The following is a 21,528-nucleotide window of genomic DNA, read 5'->3' as shown; positions in this document are numbered from 1 at the left end:
TGCCACTATTGAGTTTTCACCTTAAATCCGCTACTTTTCAGGGCCATGAAAAACCTTTCAGTTCTTTTCATTGTCCTGCTTCTTCCTTCTCTTCTTTGGGCCCAAGGCACACGCATTAAAGTTCTGAGTGTCCATGACGGCGACACTCTGACAGCGGTGGATGTTTCAAGCAACACCCGAGTTAAAGTGCGCTTGATGGGCGTGGACACTCCGGAAGTGGACTTTATGAAAGAAACCCAAGGCGATGTAGCTCTGGCCGCGCGCGATTTCCTGCGATCCCTGATTCCGGCCGACGGCATCATCACCTTAAGCGAAGACAGCCAGATCGACAAACACGGGCGCATCCTGGGTCGCTTGCTGAATGGTAAAACTGAACTTAATATCGAAATGCTTAAAAACGGCTGGGGTATGATTTACTTCATCTACCCGTTTGAAAAACGTGTGGTGAGTGATTACAGCAAAGCTTCCAAAGAAGCTTACGACAACCGTCTGGGCATCTTCTCGAACGACTATCGCGACACCCAAGAGCCTTATCAGTTCCGCATGCGTGTGCAAAAGCAAGTGGGCAGAAATCCAGTCGGCGATCTGGAACTAAAAAAGGTCGTCCCACCAGAAGAGATCAACAAGATCCCCGTCTGGAAACGAGTCTTCTTCCCGAACTATGAAATGGCCTATCAAAACGGCTACAACTAACGCATCACCTATTAGACTTGGCGGGTGGTGATTTTTCTTTCGGTGTCGCTGAGTTTTTCGAAGCGCACCTCGATGCGCTGCCAGTTGAGTGGCAGATAATCGAAATCCAGGCGGTTCGCCCATTCGATAATAATCAGTGAATTTTTCTGGGCAAACAGGTCCCAGAAACCGGAACTTTCCAGATCATCATCATCTTTCAGGCGATACAGATCCAGGTGATCCATGGCTTTGCCTTCCGCGTTTTCATAGCGCAGATGAATGGCAAAGCTTGGTGACTGAACATCGCGCATTCCCAACTCGCCGGCAATCATTTGCACCGACGTCGTTTTACCCGCACCGACATCCCCGCTCATCAGCAAAATACAGCGGTCATTCAGGTGCGGCAAAAAATCCTGCCAGAAGCTTTTCAGCTCCTGGAGGTTTTTTAGGATGTGTTGGGAATTCAGAATGGTCATATTATTTCAGGATTTTTCTCATCTTACGAACAGATTCTTCCATACCATGCTCTAGTGCATAACACACCAGAGAATGCCCAATATTCACTTCCTGAAGATGCGGCAACTTATTGATAAGCTTGGAGTGCTCATAATCAAGCCCGTGGCCTGCGTGCACATTCAAACCCAGATAGTGCGCCCATTCAGCGGCATCACAAAGACGCTTCCATTCAGCGGCTTTCCGAGCGCCTTTTAGCATCACCCATTTGCCGGTGTGGAATTCAACGGCATCCGCACCAATCTCATAAGAAGCTTCAACCTGCTCAAGGGAAGGCTCAATAAACATGGAAATTTCAATACCGATGCGCTGAAGCTTTTCAACCATCGGGAACATTTTCTTAAAGCCTTTCTTTACATCCAGGCCGCCTTCAGTTGTCAGCTCAGCACGCTTTTCCGGGACGAAGCACACCCAGTCTGGACGGTATTTCTTGGCGTAAGTCACCATCTGAGAGGTCGCTGCCATCTCCAGATTCAGCGGCACTGAACAATGCTTGGAAAGCACTTTAAGATCTTCCAATTGAATATGACGGCGGTCTTCACGAAGATGAATCGTGATTTGTTCCGCGCCACCTTTGACGGACTTTTTCACCATATCCAGCAAATTAGGATAAGCCGTTGTCCCACCACGCACCTGACGAAGCGTCGCCACGTGGTCCACATTTACACCCAAACGAATTTTATGTTTCATAGATTTTTAGGATGGCAGAACTGCCATCCCCCTTTAATTAAGACAGTTCTTTTTCCAGGAAAGAGGCGATTTCTTCCGCGAATTGAGTGATCTGAGCTTTTTCAGTTCCCTCGACCAACACACGAATCACCGGCTCGGTGCCAGAGAAACGAACGAAGACGCGGCCATTGCCAGCCAGTTTCTTTTCAATATTGCGAATCATGTCATTGTAGCCGGCAAGCTCAGAAAGCTCGGCACGGCGTTTTACACGGCAGTTGATCAGGATTTGCGGAACGTCCTCAAAGACGTGATTCAGATCGCTCATCTTCTTGCCAGTTTGTTTCATCACCGCCAGAACACTCAACGCCGCGATACAGCCATCCCCCGTTGTGGTGTGATCCAGGAAGATGATGTGGCCAGACTGCTCGCCACCCAGGTTGTAACCGTGTTTACGCATTTCTTCGACCACGTACTTGTCACCTACGCCGGTTTTCACAAGCTTGATGCCCGCTTCATTCATGCGCTTTTCAAGACCGAAGTTTGACATCTGAGTTGCCACCAGAGTGTCACCTTTCAGCAAGCCACGCTCTTTCATGTGCAAAGCACAGATCGCCAAAATACGGTCTCCGTTTACGATCTCGCCCTTTTCATCCACCATGATCACACGGTCCGCATCCCCATCCAAACTGATGCCCACGTCCGCACGATAGTGCAAAACGGATTCAGCCAGCTTTTGTGGATACAAAGCACCGACTTTGTCATTGATGTTTGTGCCATTGGGATCATCACCCAGCTGGATGACTTCCGCACCCAGCTCCTGGAAGATGGATGGAGCAACTTTGTATGAAGCCCCGTTGGCCGTATCCAATACGATACGCATACCATCCAGAGTATACTCCAGAGGGAATGTGCCTTTCACGTAAACGATATAACGACCCTGGGAGTCTTCGATACGGCGAGTGCGGCCGATTTCTTTGCTTGGAGGCAGAAGTGGCGTCAGGTCTTCTTCAAGCACCAGACGCTCGATTTCACGCTCCATCTCTTCAGAGATTTTAAAACCATCAGAACCAAACACTTTGATCCCATTATCATGGAATGGATTGTGAGACGCCGAGATCACGATCCCCGCCGCCGCACGCATCGTTCTGGTCAAGTAACCGATACCCGGAGTCGGCAGTGGTCCCACCAGTTGCACGAACACACCCATGGAGTTCAAACCAGAAGCCAAGGCCTGCTCGATCATATAACCGGACAAACGCGTGTCTTTTCCAATAACCACTTTGCGCACGCTGGAGGATTTTTCTTCAGCTTCTTTACGCAAAAGATAACCAATGGCTTGACCGATCTTCACAACCATATCCGGAGTCATCGGATACTGATTCGCAGTCCCGCGAATACCATCAGTTCCAAACAGTCTTGTTTTCTTTTCCACTTTATCGGCTTTCTTGTTCGTCACGGGGCTTTTCCTTTATCTGCAACACTTCAGCTTGAATTTGATTTGGACGGACACCCAGAATTCGCACACCCAGCGGCACTTCAATTTTGCTGAGTGGGATGTCCACGTTCACCACACCTTCACCTCTTTGCGAGATGTCCAGTGTGATACTTTGAGCCAGGGAACTTTCCAGGAACTTTTTCAATGAAGAACGAGGACCTGAAACCTTCACCTTGATATGATCCGTTGTCTGAGCCACCACATGGGTGCCCGGAGCGGTGATCAGCTCAATATCAATATTTTTACTTAGAACAAAATCACGGCGACCCAAAATGGTCAGCCACAGGATCAACGAAATAAACAACGCCACAACTTTGTAGCTGAAGTTCTCGGTGATAACATTCGACCAACGACGTCTCATTAGACCTCCCCTTGCTGAGAGAAGGCCTTGTACTTAAGACCGAAGGTTTCATAAAGAGCTTTACGGATGTCACCCAATTCCACGTTGGGACTCAAGTGCCCCCCTTGAACGATACCAATGGATTTGTTTTCTTCAGAAACCACGAACACCAAAGCATCAGTTTCTTCAGTCAAACCAATAGCCGCGCGGTGACGGGTCCCCAGGTTTTTATCCAGAGCCGGATTTTTACTGAGTGGCAGGAAGCAACCGGCAGAATGAATTTTACCATTGCGAATTAAAACAGCTCCGTCGTGCATCGGACTTTCCGGGTGGAAAATCGAAGCCAGCAATTCCGCGGACACCTTGGAATCCATCTCGGTTCCGAATTCAATGTGATAATCGATGACGATTTCACGTTCCACCACCACCAATGCGCCGAAGCCCTTTTGAGCAGTCAGGATAATACCCTTGGCGATCTCTTCAATCACCTGAGTTTCCTGGATTGTAGACGCATCACTGAAGAACGGGTTGCTGCCGATATGAGCCAGCGCACGACGAATCTCGCCCTGGAACAGGACAACCACGATCACAAACAGATTGGAGAAGAATTTTTCAAGAATCCAATTAAAGGTGAAAAGCTCCAGCCAGATACTGAGGATGTATCCGATCGCCAGAACCCCCAGGCCGGAAAGCATTTGGATCGTCCCGGTTCGTTTGATCAGAACCAGAATGCGATAAACAACCATCCAAACCAGGAGCATGTCGATAGCATCCTGCACCCGCAAGTGCTGAACTATAAACACGAGGTTGTCGACAAACTGCTGCAACATCAAGATGCCTTTGTAAAAATGTTGTCGTCAAAAAGGCTCTGCCGACGGAGTGTCGGCAGATTGGGTTTCAGAATTTTTAGATCGTCACCGGGCCGGTGTTACCCACCGGATCTCCAGATCCTTTCTTTTCCGCCGCGTTCATAATGGCCGCGTTGGAATCTTTTTTGGCATTGCGGTATTTTTCAATTTCCGCAACTGCCGCGCCATTCACAAGCATATCGACTTCATGACCATCGATGGTTTCGTACTCCAGCAAAGCCTGAGTCAGGCGCTCCAGAGCATCCTGGTGGTCACGCAGAATCTGGATAGAAATATCGTAACCGTGCTTGATGATCTTTTCGACTTCAGTGTCGATCTCTTGCGCTTTTGCATCAGAGTACTCTTTGGACTTGTTGCCATAGCCCATACCCATGAACACCGGATTGTCGCGGGTTTCATAAGCCAAAGGACCCAGCTTGCTCATACCCCATTCACACACCATACGACGGGCGATTTCAGTCGCACGTTCGATGTCGTTGCCGGCGCCAGTGGTGATGTCCTTAAAGATCAGTTCTTCAGCCGCACGACCACCAAACAGGAAGGCGATCATGTTTTCAGCTTTGGATTTGGACAAAGACACGCTTTCTTTTTCAGGCAACGTCTGAGTCACACCCAGAGCCATACCACGAGGGATGATGGTCACTTTGTGGATTGGATCCAAGCCAACAAGCTTTTTACCCACCAGCGTGTGGCCGGCTTCATGGTACGCAGTGACTTTTTTATCTTCATCAGAAATCACCATAGAGCGTCTTTCCGCACCCATTGTGACTTTGTCTTTCGCTTTTTCGAAATCTTCCATTTCCAGATACTTCTTGTCAGAACGAGCGGCCACCAGAGCAGCTTCATTCACAAGGTTCTCAAGATCCGCACCCGAGAAGCCCGGCGTACCACGTGCGATTTTGGAAGCATCCACATCAGGCCCCAGTGGAGTCTTGCGCATGTGAACCGCAAGGATCTGCTCACGGCCTTTAAGGTCCGGTTTGTTCACGATCACACGACGGTCGAAACGACCTGGACGAAGCAACGCAGGGTCCAGAACGTCAGGACGGTTGGTTGCCGCGATCATGATGACACCTTCAGAAGATTCAAAACCATCCATCTCGACCAGCAACTGATTCAGAGTCTGCTCACGCTCATCGTGACCACCACCCATACCAGCACCACGATGGCGACCGACAGCATCGATCTCATCAATAAAGATCAAACATGGAGCATTCTTTTTACCCTGTTCGAACAAATCACGAACACGGCTGGCACCGACACCGACGAACATTTCGACGAAGTCAGAACCGGAAATTGTGAAGAATGGAACGCCCGCCTCACCCGCAACGGCGCGAGCCAGCAAGGTCTTACCAGTCCCTGGAGAACCCACCAGCAAAACCCCTTTAGGGATGCGGCCACCCAGCTTGGTGTATTTTTTAGGGTCTTTCAGGAAGCTCACGATCTCTTGCAAGTCTTCTTTGGCTTCATCCACTCCGGCAACCTCTTTGAAGGTCACACGGTTTTTATGCTCCGTCAGAAGACGGGCGCGGGATTTACCAAAGGACATGGCTTTGCCGCCACCGGCCTGAATCTGGCGCATGATGAACAGGAACATCGCTACGATCAGAATCAATGGAAGCCAGTTCACAAGCAATGACTGGAAGAAGCCACCATTGTCAGCGCGCTCATAGTTGGGCGTAATGCCATGTTGTTGCAGGAATTTATAACCCTCATCCTGGGTGTTCCCGACGATGGAAAAGTGAGTGCCGTTGTATTTCTTTTCAAACTCCGGCTTCATTTCACCAACAACTTCGCTGGTGTCCTGACGGAAGGTGACCGTCGCCACCTCACCGGCCTTTACGGCTTCAGTGAATTTGGAAAAATTAAAGTCAGCAATCGCTTTTTGTTGCTTGCTCTCATAGGCTTGAAATAGAAACACAGCCATGATGATCAGGAAGAACCATAGAGCCAGCGTTTTCTGGGTTGATCGCATTTCAGTTCCTTTCAGTCGAAGGTAATACCCCCAAAGGGTAGCATGAATGCCCTCTCAAAAAAAGAAACTTTAGAGTGAGAAACCAGTCCTCTCAAATCAGGACTGGACCTTGATTTGCTCTGCGTTAACTTCCCATTGGCACCCAGCGACTTTGAATGTGATCACTTTTTGCGACTTGTCCAGGCGCTTTTGAATTTCTTCAAGGTGAGATTGCGAAAAATCTCGTTTCCCGAGGGAAAACAGGTACTGAGCCAGCAATCTTTTTTGCTCAAACGGACTCAATGTGAGGTAAAAAGACCTGCGCAACCCCTGTGTCTTATAAGCCTCATTCTGCCCCAGCAAATCTCCCCAGGGGCGATTTTCAATCTCTTGAGCAATGGTCTCCAAAGACCGGGCTAAGGCCGCAGTCGAGCCTCTGGCGCGCCTTTCAAGGGATTTCAGCCACTCCTCCCGCAGCCAATTACGCAAAGGGTCCAGGGCCTTGTTAGTTGGGTCCTCAAAGCTTCGCAGACGCTCTTCGCGCAGATACTTTTTAAGCTCTTTCTTGGAAATCTCCAAAAGTGGACGAAACAGACCATCCCGCAAAACATGCATTGCCGCAAACCCCTGAGCCCCTGTGCCGCGAATCAAACGAATCAGACGCGTCTCTAGCAGGTCATCCCGATGGTGCCCCGTGGCCACAAGTTCGAACCCTTGCTCCTTTTTCAGGCGATCCAAGGCCTCATAACGCAGCTCGCGATATTCAGCTTCGGATTTAGCCAATTGCGAGGCGCGCAATGGGTAGAATTCAATTTCGAGCTTCTTACAAAGCTTTTCACAAAACTCTTGGGCTTCTTTGCGGTATTCCTGGTTCGAGTCCTCTCCATGATGAAAATAACAGGCCCCGAGCAGATTCTTTTTGTGCACCTTCGTCAAACTGCGAAGCAAAGCCACCGAATCGGTGCCACCGGAAAGCGCCACCAGAATCTTTTTATCCTGAAGCGAATGAAGTTTGATCAGCTTCCATACATGATGATCCAGATCCTGCTTGGCCTTTGACAGTTTCACTCTACTCCCCCGCTACCGCGACGGTTTTGATATTCACAAATTCCATGATTCCAAAATGACCCAATTCGCGGCCGTAGCCAGATTCTTTGATTCCGCCAAACGGGATCCTCGGGTCCGACTTCACATAATCATTCACCACGACAAAACCGGCCTGCAACTCTTTTTCAATCAGCTCTTTGCCCTTTTTTACGTCTCGAGTAAAGACTCCACCCCCCAGACCGTAAGGCGATGAGTTGGCCACTGCCAAAGCCTCTTCCGTGTTTTTCACAATAAACACAGATGCCACCGGACCGAAGATTTCTTCCCGGTGCACTTCGGGATGATCTTTTTCAAAAACCACCACCGTGGCCGGATAAAACGCCCCCGCCCCTTGCGGAGCAGAACCACCCAGAACCACTTTGCCGCCCCATTTTTTCAGTTTTTCCACCTGATCAACGATGGATTTTTGAAACTTCACGGAAGCCAACGGCGCCAGTTCCGCCTCTTTCATCTCTTTAGTGAAGTGATGGATAAAGTCTTTGGCAACTTTTTCGTTCACGATAAACCTTTTCCCCGCCACGCAGCTTTGCCCGCAGTTCACCAGACGCACTTTCGCACACGCCTTGGCGGCGGCCTCAACATCCGCGTCTTCCAAAACCAGATAAGCATCGCTGCCCCCCAGCTCCAGGACTATTTTTTTCAAATTCTTGGCAGCTTCGACAGCGACAGACCGGCCGCCCTGACTGCTGCCGGTAAAGGTCACCCCGTGCACAACGGGATGAGCAATCACCTGGGCGGCCACCTCATGATTGACCTGAATATTTCGCAATAGTTTATATTCTGAAGTCAGATCATTGAAGATTCTGCCAATCAACTCTGAAGTGCCCGCCGTCAAATCCGCGTGCTTCAGCAGAATCACATTGCCGGCCATCAATGCGGGAGCGGCAAAACGAATCACCTGCCACAGAGGAAAATTCCACGGCATGACACTGAAAACCACCCCAACCGGCTGAAAGCTGACTTCGGCATGTTTGTAAGGGGACGAGGCCGCCAGCTGATTTTTAAGCATGGATTCAGCCTCTTTGGCATAGTATTCACAAGTCACGGCGCACTTTTCGACTTCAGCTTTCCCTTCGGCGATGAGCTTTCCCATCTCCTGATTCATCATTTGCGCCAGTTCAGACTTATGAGTGCGCAGGGATTGCGCCAGCTTCAGCAGCACTTCCGCGCGATCTTTAAACGAAACCTTGCGCCAGATTTGAAAGTCTTTGGCGGCTTGCTCGATATTTTTTTCTGTCTCTGGCCAGGAAAGATGATTGTAGGATTTAAGAACATCGCCTGTGGCGGGATTGACGGTTTTAAAAGCGCTCATGACAACCTCCGAAAATTCAAGGCTGCCACAAGAGTGAAAGATGCGCCTCTCTCGGCGCATCAAAGGTGCAAACTACAAAGTCAGAAAAACCTGCTGGAAGGAAACCACAAGGCCGCCCAGAAACGCCATGGTCATCGTCCCCCAGGCCACTGACTTATAGAACTTGCCAAGCTGCATGGCACCCCGGGCATAGGGTCTTTCCGACGCCAGCATGGGAATGGGCTTTACCATCGTGCGAATGAACTGGTGACAGCAAAGGCAGAATAAAACGACAGAGATCAGACTAAGAATAAGTTGTTCCATGCTGAACTCTTCGGCAGAAGTCCGTCTCAACTTGAGACAGACCTTGGGCTTGTATTTTAGGCTTTTTCGTCGGATTCGTCTTTGGAGGACGATGCATCCTTTTTGATGATATCGATTTCGGCAGTGATTTTGAATTTGTGGGTCTCTGCGAATTTGGAGGCCTCTTTGACAAAGTCAATTTTCTGTATGATCCCGACGATCTCTTTGGTCACCCGTTGAGTGACTTCGTCCTTGGATTTTTGCGCCCCTTGAATCAGCAAATTCAAGGCTTCTTTGGGAAGCTTCAACTCAGAGACATAGGCCCGCAGGCTTTCTTCGGTCATGAACGCCGCGCTGACACCGGCGGTGAAAACCTTTTTTACCGTGTCACCCAGAAGACCTTTCAGGTCCCCCGAATTGTCCTTGTCGTCTTTTTTGCTTCCATCAGTTGCCATAAAGTTGTTTCACTCGCTTGTGATAGCTGCTGATCATATTCGGAAGATTCACACTGACCAGGGCATTGGCAATCGGACCCGGAACAAACATGCTGAAGGTGGCTTCCACTGTGTATGTTGCACGGGTTTTACCAGCTTCGTCTTCCAGCTTCCATGAGCCTACAGATGTTTTGAACACATCGCCAGATGCAAATTCCCAGGAAATGCTTTTGGGCGCGGACTCCGTCATCCACAAAGAATATTTGAAACTTTTTACGACGGAAACATTGTATTCCACCAATTTGCGATTGCCTTCGGTTTTAAGAACCGTGCACTTTTTCACTTCCGGCAGAAACTCATGATACTTGCCGTAATCAGAGATGATATTGAAGAATTGCTCGACGCTGCAGTTGAAAACTTCGGTTGTGGATGCTTTTGCCATAGGCCTTTAGTGTGTCGATTTCAAAGCATCGAGTCAACAGCAGGCCTAGACCAAAAACGATTATGTTACATCGCACCTGTGCGTGCGTACCAATCCTCGACCCAGGAATGCCACTTGGATTCACCCTGGCCATCGTCCACGATCAATGAATCATGGCTGATCATCGTGCCGTTGGGCTTTTGCAACATGTGATAATGCGCGATCCAGTCAATCTCGCCATCCACTGAAACGCGGAACAACCATTGATCGATAGACCAATTGCCATCACCATTGATCAGCCATTGTTCGGAAACGCCTTCCAAATGACCCGCATGAAACTGACCCTGCTCATCATATCCGCCCACGGCACTCAGATAATCTGCTTGGCGCGCGCCCTCACTGCCGATAGGAACAATGCTGGACAAGGTCAGATAAATCCCAAACTGGGTTTCTGAAACCGTGCCCGAGTCTTTGATGATTTGATTTAGTTTTTCCCACTGGGAGGCCGATGCAAAGACCGTGGAACCCAACATCAGAACAGAAACAAAAATGGATGCGATCAGTTTTTTCATGCCTTAAAGCATATCCAAAAAACGAACAGACTAAAGAACCAAAAATAGTTAACGCAGTGTGGGCCTAAAAAAGAACCAGGAACCTTTTTAGTAGTTTTCGAAATACTGGCGGGTGGGAATGATTCTTTCCACGCCTTGATTGCAATCTCGGCCAATGCAGTAAATTTTATTGGCTGAAGTTTTCACGTAAAGATTTTTGCCTCCGGTGATACTGACGGGAGTGCCTGCCATCGAACCCTTGTTGATCAGTACGGGCACAGCGCTGGTCGCGGGCGACAAACCCGCCGGCACACTTTCGCCCCAGCAGTAAATATTGATCGCCGAGTCCAAAATTCCACAACTAAAACGAGCGAAGGATTTCACCATCAGAGGAGCCGGTGCTGAAGCCAGCCCCGCGACAGAAACGGGTACCGGTGTGTTTGAAGTGACCAGACTGTTATTTCCCAACTGCCCACCGCTGGAATCACCCCAGCAATAAGTGATTCCGTCTGTGGAAATACCACAAAAAGATTCATCGTCCCCGTGGATATCTGCAAACAAAGTCGACCCCGTCATTCCTGACGTATCCAAGGCCTGAGGTGTATAGACGGAAAACGCACTGCTGTGCCCGGACCGGCTATAAACCGAGTTCCCCCAGCAATACACCTTTTGGTCTGTCATCAAACCACAGGCATGATATTCTCCGGCAACAATCTTTGTGAAAAGTTTGGAGCCTGGAATCGCCGTCACATTGACAGGATGAGGTCGGTATCTAATGGTCGAAGAACCATTCCCCAGGATCGAGTTGTACAAGGACGGAGAAAAACCGGCGCCTCCCCAACAATAGCCCACACCATCTGTCGCCACGCCACAGGCGGTGTACTTGCCCATATCAACATCAGCAAAAGTGGTCGCCCCAGTCATCCCAGTCGTGTCCACCGGATCCAGGGTCGCCTGACTGGTCGCCGTCCCGCCCTGCCCCACACTCGTTCCATTGCCCATGCAATGAAGAATGTCGTCATTTGAAATACCGCAGATTGCCCAATTACCCATGGCCAGTTTCTTAAATTTAGTGCTGCCGCTCATCGTGGACGTGTCCAACGGTTTTGGAACGAAGTCCGTATCTGTAGTGCCAGGACGGCCGCGTCCCCACACATAAGCGGTCCCATCTGAAGAACGCAGGACCAAACCCAACTCCAGTTCGGCGGAACTGACATCGGCCCAATACTGACCCGACGGCAACACCTCCGTACTTATCTCAACCGGAGCAAAGGCCTCGTGATCCCGGAACGACGCCTCATTGTAGGGACTTCCCCAGCAGTAAAGCTTATTTTCACTGGAGCTAGCGCAGGTGCGCCCTTCATGCATAAAGACCTCCCGGAAGTTCACTCCTCCAGGAAGGTTCGAATTGTCTACCAGCGTGGGGGTTAAGATTTCAGCAGAGCTGCCATTCCCGGAAAGGAAGTGCCAATTCTGACCGAAGCAGTAAATCTGCCCTTGCGCAGAGGTGCCACAAGACCCCTCATGACTGGCTGTCACAGCCTGAAACTTTTCATTTACAGGCAAGGCGCCATTGGCCACCAAGACTGGGGTGGAGCGATCGGTCTTGGTTCCATCTCCAAGCTGCCCATGAGCATTTGCTCCCCAGCAATACATCTGCCCCTCGACAGCCACCGCACAGACATGACTGCCGCCAGAAGCCAGATGGATAAACTTAGGAACACCGGAAAGCCCCGAGTAGTCTGGTGACACTGGAAGTGCGCTGTCCACCAAGGTCCCATTCCCCAATTGCCCCAAATCATTTTTTCCCCAGCAAAAGACTTTGCCGTACTCTGAAAGACCGCAGACAAAACCTTCACCCACGGCCACCTGAACCACTTTGCCCAGGGAAGCTCCCAACCCCGCCAGATCCACTTTGGTCAAAAGACCCAGGAAGGCCGGGGAAACAGCCCCTGAACAATACAAATCCCCCGCCGCAGAAATCGCACACACGGATTCATATCCCATCGCAAAATCTACAAACTTCGCCTCTCCGGTTACATTCGTCATCAAAGCAGGTGTCGGCTGCAGCACCTCTATCGTTCCGGTACCAACCCCCAGCTCATCCGCGTAATTATCCCCCCAGCAATAAAGCAGGCCTTCTTGCGAAAGCGCACAACTGGAATAACTGGCCCCGGAAGCTTTGACGAAATTCCCAGAGCCCGTGATCAAAGAGGTGTTCACCAACTGGCCCGTGTACATCTCACCATAGCTGCTGTCACCGATGCCGGTTTGTCCACCGTAGTAACTTCCCTGGCAGCGGATCTTTTTATCTTTATCAACATAACAAAGGTACTCTTCACCCAAAGCCAGGCGGGACTGTTTGGAAGCAAAGGTGCTCACCGACACTTCGGACTGAGTGGCGGTGTTTTGGGTGCCATCCTGAAAATCAACAGCCCCTTCCTGCAACTCCAAAACCACAGTGCCCTCCTGAGAAGACACTGAAACAAACACATCATACTCCAGTGGAGAATCTGAAGGCTCCACCACAATCACCAGCCCCTTGGCCGTACCACTTTGAATGAGGTCCGAGGCATCCAGGGTCGAGGCCTCAATCGGTTTCTGAGAAATCAGTTTGAATTTCTTAAAACTGTCCAGTTTGGAAAAGGACTGGGTGCCGGCCTGTTCAACGATTTGAATATCCTGGGGCGATGAAAATACACCTTCAGAGGTCAACGACGCCGAGAGGGTGCAACCCATCAGCCAGAATGAGATGAAAAAAAGAATAGCGCCGTAAAGGTGAGTCCTGCACGTACAAAATAGGCCCATACTCACATTTCGGCATATTGAACGACAAACTGGATTTCTGGAGCATTAAATGACAGAAGTACTGTTGCATGGGCTCCAGGCCATAAAAAAACTGAATCACTTTGAGACGTTTTTCAATGGAACCTGAATCGGCTACTTTTTCTTAAACAACGCTTCAGCCGCGGCTCTTAAGGCTGCTTTTTTATCTTCCGCAGAATTCGCCCCTTTGCGAGGCGTGAAATAATCGCAGAAGTTGGCGCGGTCTTTTTCGCGGACCACGTCAGCCTGAGTTTCGCGGCATTCGTTATAAACTTTTACGTCGTAGTGTTCGCAGTTTTTGCAAACATGAACATCCGAACGACAATGAGGGCATTCATCGCGACGGCCGACATTCCCGGGGAATGTCAGCTCTTTATTGCAGTTAAAACAGTGAAGCGACGTCGCCATCTCTAAAAACCCTGCCTATTTGCTCGGCTTGCGGGACAGATCGTGGAAGGCTTCAATGGTGCGGATGGTGCCGGTCTGCGAACGCATCACCACAGAATGGCTTTTGGCTTTACCATCCGGAAGGAAGCGAACACCTTTCAGGAAAGGCCCGTCTGTCACACCAGTCGCCACAAACATCACAGAACCGGAAGCCAGTTCGTCCACGGTGAATTTTTTGTCCAGATCTTTCAACCCCATGCGAGTCGCACGAGCACGTTCTTCTTCATTGCGGAACTTCAGGCGGCCCTGGAAGTCCCCCCCAAGGCACTGCATGGCAGCCGCAGAGATCACACCTTCCGGCGCACCACCAACACCCATCAAAAGATCGATGCCGGAATCAGGCCACGCCGCACCCACTGCCGCGGAAACATCTCCGTCCCCGATCAAATGAATACGGGCTCCAGTTCTGCGCACTTCAGCAATCAAAGCCTCGTGACGAGGGCGGTTCAGAATTACAACAGTCAGGTCATTCACCGCTTTATCCAAAGCCTTGGCAACAGCATGGATGTTTTCAGTCGCAGATTTATCAATGTCGATCACGCCCTTGGCGGCGGGACCACAGGCGATTTTATCCATGTAGGTGTCCGGAGCGTGCAGGAATTTTCCTTTTTCAGCGACCGCGATCACAGAAATAGAACCCACACCACCGGTGGCACAGATCGTGGTTCCTTCCAATGGATCCAAAGCAATGTCCAACGCCGGAGCGTCCCCTGAATTGGTGCCGACTTTTTCGCCGATATAAAGCATGGGAGCTTCGTCGCGCTCTCCTTCACCGATCACCACGGTGCCATCCATGTTGATGATGTCGAAAGCTTTTCTCATGGCGTCCACGGCTGCTGCGTCCGCAGGTTTTTCCTCGCCGCGTCCCACCCAGCGGGCGGAAGCCAGAGCAGCTGCTTCGGTCACACGTACGAATTCTAAAGCCAGGTTTCGATCCATGCTTCTTTCTCCAATTCTTTATTCACAATGGCTTTCATATCTGCCGGGAATCTTAGTAGTTTTAAATCCAACCCCAGGGGGACGTGAACCGTCTTTGCAACAGAACACACTTCATTACCGCGTCCATGCAGACGGTACTGGAATACCAGTCGGTTGCCTTCGCAGCGCGCCTGCACTTCAATCTCCAGGTCGTCCCCAAAGAAAGTGGGTTTCATATGTTTTACCTGAGTTTCATAGACCGCAAAATGACTCGCCGAACCCGGCTTTTGGTAATCCAACAAACCGTGAGCATGGGCCCAGGCAACGCGGGCTTCCTCATAAAATCTGAGGTAATTGCTGTGATGAACAATACCCATAAGATCGGTTTCGTAAAACTGCACTTTGTGGCGATGAATAAACATTGATTCTTTCTAGTCTAAATTGCTACCTTTAGTCCAGCGCGAAGCGATTGGAGAGTTTGTGGCAGTAACAGAATTTCAGAAGAATCTTCCAACAAGAATCACCCTGAGCCGGGTGTTCTTTGTGCCTGTTATTGTGGCACTGATGTGGCCCAACACTCTTGGATGGAATGTCGCTGCTGCCTGCTTTTTCATTCTGGCCTCCATCACCGATTACTATGATGGTTACTATGCCCGCAAATACAACGCCGTCAGTAATTTCGGCAAATTCATGGACCCAATTGCCGACAAAATCCTGGTCACCAGCGTTCTGGCCATGTTACTGGCTCAGGGCAAAATTGACGCCTGGATGGTGATCATCATCCTGGCCCGGGACAACTTTATCGGGGGCATCCGCTCCGTTGCTGCGGCAGATCAAATCATTATTGCGGCCAAACCCGCGGGCAAATGGAAGACCGCCATGCAGATGGTGGCCATCCCTATTGTAATTATTGGAAACCTAGAGCCCCATATCCCGTATTTGGACAAAATCGGGTACGGAGTCTTGTGGGTGAGCGTCATTTTGAGTATAACAAGCGGAGTTGAGTACTATTTAGGCTATCTAAAAAGTCGTAAAGACTAATGGACTTATATGCTTTTGCAGCTAACCCCAAGTAACTGGTTCTTCATTTTCCTGGCTTTGCTTCTATGCAGCTGGGTGAAGCTGTCTTCCGGTAAGCCGCAAAGCCCGATCCAATTCGCCAGCGCCACAATTATTTCTGCCATTCGCTAAAAATTCACCAGTTGCTGACCGGTACTAAGCTCCAGGCTGACGATCGCCTCAATGGCGCCCACCTGGGCATTCACCGCCCCCGCCCGGGCCCGATAAAGTTCCGCCTCTGCATCCAGCACATCCGTGTTGGTTCGGGCCCCCGCCTTGCGCCCTTCCCGCGCCAGACGGACACTTTCCTCTGATTTGGAAACGTCATTCAGCCGGGCTTCATACACTTTACAGAAATACAGAAACCGCTTCTTCCACATAGCAAAATCCCGCTGGCTTTTTAACTGCGCCTGACGAAGGGTCTTTTCAGCCTGATACTTCTGCTCGATACTCTGCTTTGAACGTGAAATCGAGGTCATTCCATCAAACAGATTCCAGTTCAAAGTCACACCAACCTGATAGGCATCCCGAAACTGGTCATAGTCATCAAAACGTTCATCGCGGTTGTTGTAGTACTGGTATTGCCCCATCAGAGCAATGCGCGGAACCCAGAACTTTTCCGCTGAATCTTCCTGGTACTTAAAGCCCTCGGCGCGCTGGCGCAAAGCCTGCAAGTCTTTGCGGTCTTCAAGCGTGGCCTTATCCAGCTTCGCCACCAACTCCGGACTTAAGCGCGGCAAAGTGCCCTCCACCCATGCGACATCCTGCTCCCGGCCCAAAGCTTCACTCAGGCGTCCCCGGGAAAGTTCAACATTGTCTGTGGCATGCAAAAGTTCGGACTGCGCCTCACTCATCTGAACTTCAACGCGCAAAACATCATAGTCGGTGGATGAGCCCACTTTCTTAAACAGGCGCACATCTTTCAAATGATCCTCCAAAGCCCGCACGTTCTGCTCGGCCACGGTTTGCAGTTCTTTGGCAGCCAGAGCCTTATAGAAAAGCATCGTCACTTCGCGCTGGATCTGAAAGCGGACCCAGTCAAATTCATTTTTTGCCGACTCCTGAAACGCCTCGGCACTGAGATAGCGGTTGGTGCTGGCAAACCCATCAAAGACGGACCACTGCGCAGTCAAATAGAGATTCGTGGTCGGGACCACCTGGGGGATTTCCAAAGGGACCCCGTTCATATTCACATCGATCAGCGCATATTTCTTGTCAAAGAGGTAACTGGCCTGAGCCGAGAGTGTCGGCAAAAAGCCAGAATAGGACTCGGTCTTTTTCCAGCTGGATTCGCGGAACTGAGATTCGGATTTTTGCACTTTGGGTGAATTTAAAAGGGCTTCATTCACAGCATCCTGCAGATAGAGTCCCGCAGCCTGAGTCCGGACCGGGACTCCCAACAAAAATATAACAAGGGCTTTAAAAAAGTACCTATGGCGCATGCCCTTGAGTACAAGTCATTTTCCAGTGAAGACCAAGAGCCAAGAAATCCCTTTGTCAGCTCGCACGCAAACATCTGCGCCGGACTCAAACTTTGGACCTGCGAACAACGTGAAAACACAAATTGGAACTTGTTAATTTGCCATGATTGAAAGCACACTAAGAATATGAAAACACTCATCATGATTGCCACAATGATTCTAGTTGCCGGCTGCTCCAGCCAACCCAAGGCCCCGTCTGCATCTGAAACAGAGCTGCCAAAAGCCTCACCGCCTCCTGGCGGCGGTACACGCTTGTATGAGGGCGCGGCGCCCACAGCCATTGAAGCGTCACCTTCAAAATCAGCCCCCGTGATCAGCGAAAAACGAAGCTGCGACACTCCACTGGGTACGATTCCTGACGGCGGAAAAGCCACCGGCTGGCTTAAGCCTTCTGTACCAGCAGATGAAATCTGCATTTCTGACACTTTAACCTGCAAAGATGGAACTTGGTCAGGCCAGGCGATTTATCCAACCTGCAAAAAAGAAAAAGCCAAGTAAGGCCCCCTTCAGGCGCGGCGAAAATGCAGCGCCTGATAAACCACAAGCACAAAGATCACAATCCCCACCCCGACGTAGTACACCTGCTCTTCAAAGTTAAACAAAAAGAATAACGCCATACCTGCCGCCAGTATGGGAAGCACCGGCCATCCAGCCACGGCCCCTGGCACCCGAAAAGGGCGCTTTCGCTGAGGCTCTTTCCGGCGCAGATACACCACCGCTCCGTTGATGATGATAAAAACCACGATCGTCACAAACGAAGAAACACTGGCAAGCACTTCGATTTTCTTTAATGGCAAGAACAACAATGCCAGCAAAAAAACCAACAACGAAGAAAGCCACGGACTTTGCCGTTGGGGTAATATTTTGGAAAAAACCTTCGGCAAATCCCTTCCCCGCGCCATCCCCAGACTGATTCGACTGGCCCCCAGCAAGGCGATCATCACCGTGTTGGCTGTGGCAAACAACGCAATCCCCGCCAAGGCCCTTGCCGCCTCTGGAGAATGTTTTTGCAGGGCTGCACTTAAGACAGCATCCGACTTTTGCAAATCCCCGGGGCTCATCATCGCCAGCGCCGCCAGACTGACCGCCACATAGACGACCGTGGTCAGCGAAAGACTGAGCAAAATCGCGCGGGGAATGTTCTTATCAGGCTTTTTTGCCTCTTCAGCCAGATTCACCATGCTCTCGAACCCCAGGTAAGCAAAAAAAATCAAAGACGCTCCGGTCACCACGCCCCAGGAAACTGGAACTGACAGGACTTTGCCGAAATCGGGCTGCCGTAAACCGACAAAAATAAATATCACCAGCCCCGATAGCTCAACCAGGGTGAACACAATGTTCACCCATCCGGATTCGCGCACCCCCCAGATGTTCACCAGAGTGAAAAAACCCAGCAAGACTATGGCGACCAGCATTTCCGGGGCCTTGAAAAAGTCCTGAGTATAAGCGGCAAATGACAGCGACACCGTCGAAGCCGTGATGATAGCGGCAAAGATCATCAGACAACCACAAAGAAAAGAAAGGATCTTTCTTTGCGGAAAGATCTCTTTCATATAAACATATTCCGCCCCCGCCTTGGGAAAAAGTGTCGCAAGTTCAGCATAGGACAGAGCCGTCAACACAGCCGCCAGCGCCGCCAAAATAAAACTCAGCCACAATCCCTCTTGAGCTACCCCGGCAGCCTTACCGATCACCGAATACACCCCCGCCCCAAGGATCATGCCCGTGGCATAAAAAACCAACATCACAAGTCCCAGAGTTCTTTTCACCTAGTAACCCTCTTCAATTTCCTGCTTCACGCTCATGACCAGACGGTCTTTACCGTAGATATACTCGGTTGGATACATAGCCCCGCCATCAGTGCGCAGCGAAGCCAGTATGCGCGCATAAAGTTCAGCGGCATGCAATCCACGATCTGCAACACTTTTAAATTTGGCCCGCACCTTGGAATTCCGCTTGTTGATATTCAAATAGATCGTGTCCATGCGCAGCTCCACTTCGTGGGCCACGCAGGGAAGATCCACCGGCACGCCACACTTGCTGTCCGCTGGCACAAAGTCAGTCACCTCTTCGGTGACGTCTGTGATATTTCCGGCGGGATTCGCAGCCAGATTCTCCAGCCTAGAGGCAATGTACAGAATCTTATTGGCGTAATGGTCCTCGCGCTGTTTTTTGTTTTTCAGATAGGTGTGAGCCTGCGCCGCTGCGCTGGAATAGGTTTTGTAAGCAGTCTTATAGCCATTCAAATCCGAAACCAGAAGCAGCTTGTCGATCTCTGTTATCTGCCCGGAATTAAACAGGCCCTCTACCAGCAGAATCATCTTTTGATGAGCCTGATCCAGAACCAGCTCTGCTTCCTTGGGAGTGGCGGCGAAAAGTTGCAAACTGAAAAGAAGAACACCGAGGGTCGTTGAAAAGAAAAAGCCGTGCGCCATAGGTCACCTCTTTTGCCCTCAGTTTAGTGACATTATAATCAGGCGGTAGCCTGTCGGGGAAAATACAATAACAACTAAAAGTCCTGCAGGCCCAGAATCTCTTTGCAGATTTCCATCTGGCGGTCGATCTCTGCCAGGGCTTTTTCCAGCTTCAGCATGTCACGTTCATCCAGATCCGCCTCCATCGCAGCAAGTACGATGGGATGCTTTTTAAGCCACTGCCCCTGCCGGGAGGCGTAGCTTTCAGGCACACCCGACCGCAACGCCGCCATCCGGGCATCGCGGTCCTTGAAGAACTCGACAATAAATTTCAAAGTTTCCAGAGTCAGAAGTTTGCGATGAGCCTTCAGACGTGATGAAAAACCCACTTGCCGGATCCGCATAAGAACGCCTCCAAAAGCAAAAGCTTCTCATCTCACCGTAAAAGACGCAAGCCCTCTAATCCTCCCAGCGGGTCGCATGCCCACTGTTCCACGATGGCGGATCACTGGCCGGAAATGAATCCTCGGAAGAAGTGTCGACCTCGTGCTCTTCATGAGGATGCTCTTGCTCTTGCCGGCCCGAGGGTTTGTATTTGCGATAGGCATAATACCCCAGCGCAGCTCCGCCAAAAATACCCAACAGTGCGGTCAGAGGCAGGCGGCGCGATGCTGGCGCCACAGACATTGCTTCTTTCATAAGACACCTCCACAACAAAAGAGAGGCTATGGGTGCCTCTCTATTGCCTTAAACTAAAAGTCACTACTCTTCCGATTCCTCATCGCGTGAGTATCTTTCTGTGGTTGAGCGGGAACTTCTGTTATCGCCTTCTTTATGGGAAGGCTGTTGTGTTCTTTCAGTTCTTTCGGTTCGTTCTGCGGGTTTGCTGGCAGGCTGTTTTGTGCTGCCGGTTTTTTCCGCGTTTCTTTCGTTAAAGTTTTTATTGGTTGCCATAAAGACCTCCCTTTAAACCTACCCTATGATAAGCCCCGGAGAGTCAGATGGTGCTGGACCGGTGTACAAAAGCAGCGATATCAAAGGTCCAGTATCCAGAAAATAAAAAAGCCCGCTGTTTTTAGCGGGCTTGTTCACGGCCACAGTCTACGGCCAAAGTGGGCCTAGTCTAAATGTGCCAGGCATTCTAGTACGGATGGTCCGAACAGTTTCACTTTTAGAGATTCAATAAATCCCATCATGGAAGCCTCCTTTTTTTGTAATTGCTTCTTGAAAGCAAGATAACAAAAAGGGCCTCGCCTAGCGACTGCATAGTCGGAATCCAGATATGCGTGTTTTGCATGACTGAAAACCAATAAAAAAGGCGCAGAGGGGTCCCCCACGCCTTAATTAAAGTCATCCTTGCATTCGAAGGACTATTGCTTACCGATCATGCACTGGGCATTAACGGCTTTTTTATTCACAAGAACAGTTTGAACAAATTTGCCGTTTTTATCGGTGTAGGACTTGTAGCCTACAGACTGATCACCGGAAATGCCCCAGAACTCGATGATCTCAAGATCGAAATCTGTGTAGTACTCACCCGCTTTGTAGAAGATGTAGGAGCCATGGGCATCTGCCTGGAAAGCTTCAACGCCGGCACCTGCCGCAGCCACAAAACCTGTCACCTTGCGACCTTCAACAATCAGGTTGGCAGTAATCTGGGTGTCACCACCAACACAGTCCACCTGCATAACAGCGGCTTGCGCCGTCACAGACAAAGACAACAAAGAAACAAAAGCAGTCAGAAGCATTTTCACAGGAAAACCT

General features: G+C 50.3%; 27 protein-coding genes. 4 read left to right on the top strand and 23 right to left on the bottom strand.

Annotated elements, in window-relative coordinates:
* The first annotated feature begins 45 nt into the window (after nt 1–45).
* A complete protein-coding gene (locus tag BD_RS08800; RefSeq protein ID WP_011164387.1) occupies nt 46–693 on the top strand; it encodes a thermonuclease family protein in 648 nt (215 codons plus the stop codon).
* 11 nt (nt 694–704) lie between these two features.
* On the opposite strand, the gene tsaE is transcribed toward BD_RS08800, so the two are convergent.
* The 16 genes from tsaE to BD_RS08720 all read right to left on the bottom strand — a co-directional run bounded on the left by tsaE (nt 705) and on the right by BD_RS08720 (nt 15,232).
* A complete protein-coding gene (gene tsaE / locus BD_RS08795; RefSeq protein WP_011164386.1) occupies nt 705–1,148 on the bottom strand; it encodes a tRNA (adenosine(37)-N6)-threonylcarbamoyltransferase complex ATPase subunit type 1 TsaE in 444 nt (147 codons plus the stop codon).
* Between the two features lies 1 nt (nt 1,149).
* A complete protein-coding gene (locus BD_RS08790) occupies nt 1,150–1,875 on the bottom strand; it encodes a pyridoxine 5'-phosphate synthase (protein ID WP_011164385.1) in 726 nt (241 codons plus the stop codon).
* A gap of 37 nt (nt 1,876–1,912) precedes the next feature.
* The gene (gene glmM, locus BD_RS08785; protein WP_011164384.1) at nt 1,913–3,286 is read right to left on the bottom strand and encodes a phosphoglucosamine mutase; all 1,374 of its coding nucleotides are present in this window, start codon (nt 3,284–3,286) and stop codon (nt 1,913–1,915) included.
* A gap of 1 nt (nt 3,287) precedes the next feature.
* Nucleotides 3,288–3,710, bottom strand: a complete 423-nt coding sequence (locus BD_RS08780) for a CdaR family protein (protein ID WP_011164383.1) — start codon at nt 3,708–3,710, stop codon at nt 3,288–3,290.
* Complete coding sequence (gene cdaA, locus BD_RS08775; RefSeq protein WP_011164382.1) at nt 3,710–4,519, bottom strand: diadenylate cyclase CdaA; 810 nt, start codon at nt 4,517–4,519, stop codon at nt 3,710–3,712. Before cdaA ends, BD_RS08780 begins: the two co-directional genes overlap by 1 nt.
* 76 nt (nt 4,520–4,595) lie before the next feature.
* A complete protein-coding gene (ftsH, locus tag BD_RS08770) occupies nt 4,596–6,533 on the bottom strand; it encodes an ATP-dependent zinc metalloprotease FtsH (RefSeq protein WP_011164381.1) in 1,938 nt (645 codons plus the stop codon).
* Nucleotides 6,534–6,629: 96 nt separating this feature from the next.
* Nucleotides 6,630–7,580, bottom strand: coding sequence for a tRNA lysidine(34) synthetase TilS (gene tilS, locus BD_RS08765; RefSeq protein ID WP_011164380.1), 951 nt, complete (start codon nt 7,578–7,580; stop codon nt 6,630–6,632).
* Between the two features lies 1 nt (nt 7,581).
* On the bottom strand, nt 7,582–8,931 hold the full coding sequence (locus tag BD_RS08760; RefSeq protein ID WP_011164379.1) for an NAD-dependent succinate-semialdehyde dehydrogenase: 1,350 nt from the start codon (nt 8,929–8,931) through the stop codon (nt 7,582–7,584).
* A 72-nt stretch (nt 8,932–9,003) separates the two neighbouring features.
* Nucleotides 9,004–9,234 (bottom strand): hypothetical protein, encoded by a 231-nt coding sequence (locus BD_RS08755; RefSeq protein WP_231839336.1) that lies wholly within the window; start codon nt 9,232–9,234, stop codon nt 9,004–9,006.
* A 56-nt stretch (nt 9,235–9,290) separates the two neighbouring features.
* Nucleotides 9,291–9,668: a hypothetical protein gene (locus BD_RS08750; protein ID WP_011164377.1), complete on the bottom strand. Its 378-nt coding sequence runs from the start codon at nt 9,666–9,668 to the stop codon at nt 9,291–9,293.
* The gene (locus tag BD_RS08745) at nt 9,658–10,089 is read right to left on the bottom strand and encodes a type II toxin-antitoxin system RatA family toxin (RefSeq protein WP_011164376.1); all 432 of its coding nucleotides are present in this window, start codon (nt 10,087–10,089) and stop codon (nt 9,658–9,660) included. Before BD_RS08745 ends, BD_RS08750 begins: the two co-directional genes overlap by 11 nt.
* A 65-nt stretch (nt 10,090–10,154) precedes the next feature.
* Nucleotides 10,155–10,640, bottom strand: coding sequence for a hypothetical protein (locus BD_RS08740; protein WP_011164375.1), 486 nt, complete (start codon nt 10,638–10,640; stop codon nt 10,155–10,157).
* An 87-nt stretch (nt 10,641–10,727) separates the two neighbouring features.
* Complete coding sequence (locus tag BD_RS08735; protein ID WP_157865679.1) at nt 10,728–13,358, bottom strand: RCC1 domain-containing protein; 2,631 nt, start codon at nt 13,356–13,358, stop codon at nt 10,728–10,730.
* A gap of 201 nt (nt 13,359–13,559) precedes the next feature.
* Nucleotides 13,560–13,853 carry a hypothetical protein gene (locus BD_RS08730; protein ID WP_011164373.1) on the bottom strand — a complete coding sequence of 98 codons (294 nt, stop codon included), beginning with the start codon at nt 13,851–13,853 and terminating at the stop codon, nt 13,560–13,562.
* Nucleotides 13,854–13,868: 15 nt separating this feature from the next.
* Entirely contained in the window at nt 13,869–14,831 is a 963-nt protein-coding gene (gene glpX / locus BD_RS08725) for a class II fructose-bisphosphatase (RefSeq protein WP_011164372.1), read from the bottom strand.
* A complete protein-coding gene (locus BD_RS08720) occupies nt 14,810–15,232 on the bottom strand; it encodes an acyl-CoA thioesterase (RefSeq protein ID WP_011164371.1) in 423 nt (140 codons plus the stop codon). Before BD_RS08720 ends, glpX begins: the two co-directional genes overlap by 22 nt.
* A 58-nt stretch (nt 15,233–15,290) precedes the next feature.
* Here BD_RS08720 and pgsA point away from each other — a divergent pair, with 58 nt between their 5' ends.
* Together pgsA and BD_RS18170 are read left to right on the top strand one after the other, a co-directional pair.
* Entirely contained in the window at nt 15,291–15,851 is a 561-nt protein-coding gene (gene pgsA, locus BD_RS08715; RefSeq protein WP_011164370.1) for a CDP-diacylglycerol--glycerol-3-phosphate 3-phosphatidyltransferase, read from the top strand.
* Nucleotides 15,852–15,860: 9 nt separating this feature from the next.
* A complete protein-coding gene (locus BD_RS18170) occupies nt 15,861–16,001 on the top strand; it encodes a hypothetical protein (RefSeq protein WP_011164369.1) in 141 nt (46 codons plus the stop codon).
* On the opposite strand, the gene BD_RS08710 is transcribed toward BD_RS18170, so the two are convergent.
* Nucleotides 15,998–17,311, bottom strand: coding sequence for a TolC family protein (locus tag BD_RS08710; protein ID WP_011164368.1), 1,314 nt, complete (start codon nt 17,309–17,311; stop codon nt 15,998–16,000). The two genes, BD_RS18170 and BD_RS08710, sit on opposite strands and share 4 nt — an antisense overlap.
* A gap of 165 nt (nt 17,312–17,476) precedes the next feature.
* On the opposite strand from BD_RS08710, the gene BD_RS08705 reads away from it, so the two are divergent.
* Nucleotides 17,477–17,848, top strand: a complete 372-nt coding sequence (locus BD_RS08705) for a hypothetical protein (RefSeq protein WP_011164366.1) — start codon at nt 17,477–17,479, stop codon at nt 17,846–17,848.
* A gap of 8 nt (nt 17,849–17,856) precedes the next feature.
* On the opposite strand, the gene BD_RS08700 is transcribed toward BD_RS08705, so the two are convergent.
* The 6 genes from BD_RS08700 to BD_RS08675 all read right to left on the bottom strand — a co-directional run bounded on the left by BD_RS08700 (nt 17,857) and on the right by BD_RS08675 (nt 21,512).
* Nucleotides 17,857–19,119, bottom strand: a complete 1,263-nt coding sequence (locus BD_RS08700; RefSeq protein ID WP_157865678.1) for an APC family permease — start codon at nt 19,117–19,119, stop codon at nt 17,857–17,859.
* Nucleotides 19,120–19,785 (bottom strand): hypothetical protein, encoded by a 666-nt coding sequence (locus BD_RS08695; RefSeq protein WP_011164364.1) that lies wholly within the window; start codon nt 19,783–19,785, stop codon nt 19,120–19,122.
* A 74-nt stretch (nt 19,786–19,859) separates the two neighbouring features.
* Nucleotides 19,860–20,168 carry a hypothetical protein gene (locus BD_RS08690; protein WP_011164363.1) on the bottom strand — a complete coding sequence of 103 codons (309 nt, stop codon included), beginning with the start codon at nt 20,166–20,168 and terminating at the stop codon, nt 19,860–19,862.
* Between the two features lie 55 nt (nt 20,169–20,223).
* Nucleotides 20,224–20,463, bottom strand: a complete 240-nt coding sequence (locus BD_RS08685; RefSeq protein WP_011164362.1) for a hypothetical protein — start codon at nt 20,461–20,463, stop codon at nt 20,224–20,226.
* Nucleotides 20,464–20,526: 63 nt separating this feature from the next.
* Entirely contained in the window at nt 20,527–20,718 is a 192-nt protein-coding gene (locus BD_RS08680) for a hypothetical protein (protein WP_011164361.1), read from the bottom strand.
* 416 nt (nt 20,719–21,134) lie between these two features.
* Complete coding sequence (locus tag BD_RS08675; protein ID WP_011164360.1) at nt 21,135–21,512, bottom strand: hypothetical protein; 378 nt, start codon at nt 21,510–21,512, stop codon at nt 21,135–21,137.
* Nucleotides 21,513–21,528: the final 16 nt, after the last annotated feature.

Origin of the sequence: Bdellovibrio bacteriovorus HD100, from assembly GCF_000196175.1 — a bacterium.
GTDB lineage: Bacteria > Bdellovibrionota > Bdellovibrionia > Bdellovibrionales > Bdellovibrionaceae > Bdellovibrio > Bdellovibrio bacteriovorus.
This window is presented reverse-complemented; position numbering and strand designations above follow the sequence as displayed.

What these genes read in the sequence shown, in the direction of transcription:
- BD_RS08800 (WP_011164387.1), top strand. Translation starts at nt 46, where the DNA reads ATGAAAAACCTTTCAGTTCTTTTCATTGTCCTGCTTCTTCCTTCTCTT.
- tsaE (WP_011164386.1), bottom strand. Translation starts at nt 1,148, where the DNA reads ATGACCATTCTGAATTCCCAACACATCCTAAAAAACCTCCAGGAGCTG.
- BD_RS08790 (WP_011164385.1), bottom strand. Translation starts at nt 1,875, where the DNA reads ATGAAACATAAAATTCGTTTGGGTGTAAATGTGGACCACGTGGCGACG.
- BD_RS08780 (WP_011164383.1), bottom strand. Translation starts at nt 3,710, where the DNA reads ATGAGACGTCGTTGGTCGAATGTTATCACCGAGAACTTCAGCTACAAA.
- cdaA (WP_011164382.1), bottom strand. Translation starts at nt 4,519, where the DNA reads ATGTTGCAGCAGTTTGTCGACAACCTCGTGTTTATAGTTCAGCACTTG.
- ftsH (WP_011164381.1), bottom strand. Translation starts at nt 6,533, where the DNA reads ATGCGATCAACCCAGAAAACGCTGGCTCTATGGTTCTTCCTGATCATC.
- BD_RS08760 (WP_011164379.1), bottom strand. Translation starts at nt 8,931, where the DNA reads ATGAGCGCTTTTAAAACCGTCAATCCCGCCACAGGCGATGTTCTTAAA.
- BD_RS08755 (WP_231839336.1), bottom strand. Translation starts at nt 9,234, where the DNA reads ATGGAACAACTTATTCTTAGTCTGATCTCTGTCGTTTTATTCTGCCTT.
- BD_RS08750 (WP_011164377.1), bottom strand. Translation starts at nt 9,668, where the DNA reads ATGGCAACTGATGGAAGCAAAAAAGACGACAAGGACAATTCGGGGGAC.
- BD_RS08745 (WP_011164376.1), bottom strand. Translation starts at nt 10,089, where the DNA reads ATGGCAAAAGCATCCACAACCGAAGTTTTCAACTGCAGCGTCGAGCAA.
- BD_RS08740 (WP_011164375.1), bottom strand. Translation starts at nt 10,640, where the DNA reads ATGAAAAAACTGATCGCATCCATTTTTGTTTCTGTTCTGATGTTGGGT.
- BD_RS08735 (WP_157865679.1), bottom strand. Translation starts at nt 13,358, where the DNA reads ATGGGTTGCACCCTCTCGGCGTCGTTGACCTCTGAAGGTGTATTTTCA.
- BD_RS08730 (WP_011164373.1), bottom strand. Translation starts at nt 13,853, where the DNA reads ATGGCGACGTCGCTTCACTGTTTTAACTGCAATAAAGAGCTGACATTC.
- glpX (WP_011164372.1), bottom strand. Translation starts at nt 14,831, where the DNA reads ATGGATCGAAACCTGGCTTTAGAATTCGTACGTGTGACCGAAGCAGCT.
- BD_RS08720 (WP_011164371.1), bottom strand. Translation starts at nt 15,232, where the DNA reads ATGTTTATTCATCGCCACAAAGTGCAGTTTTACGAAACCGATCTTATG.
- BD_RS18170 (WP_011164369.1), top strand. Translation starts at nt 15,861, where the DNA reads ATGCTTTTGCAGCTAACCCCAAGTAACTGGTTCTTCATTTTCCTGGCT.
- BD_RS08710 (WP_011164368.1), bottom strand. Translation starts at nt 17,311, where the DNA reads ATGCGCCATAGGTACTTTTTTAAAGCCCTTGTTATATTTTTGTTGGGA.
- BD_RS08705 (WP_011164366.1), top strand. Translation starts at nt 17,477, where the DNA reads ATGAAAACACTCATCATGATTGCCACAATGATTCTAGTTGCCGGCTGC.
- BD_RS08695 (WP_011164364.1), bottom strand. Translation starts at nt 19,785, where the DNA reads ATGGCGCACGGCTTTTTCTTTTCAACGACCCTCGGTGTTCTTCTTTTC.
- BD_RS08690 (WP_011164363.1), bottom strand. Translation starts at nt 20,168, where the DNA reads ATGCGGATCCGGCAAGTGGGTTTTTCATCACGTCTGAAGGCTCATCGC.
- BD_RS08685 (WP_011164362.1), bottom strand. Translation starts at nt 20,463, where the DNA reads ATGAAAGAAGCAATGTCTGTGGCGCCAGCATCGCGCCGCCTGCCTCTG.
- BD_RS08680 (WP_011164361.1), bottom strand. Translation starts at nt 20,718, where the DNA reads ATGGCAACCAATAAAAACTTTAACGAAAGAAACGCGGAAAAAACCGGC.
- BD_RS08675 (WP_011164360.1), bottom strand. Translation starts at nt 21,512, where the DNA reads ATGCTTCTGACTGCTTTTGTTTCTTTGTTGTCTTTGTCTGTGACGGCG.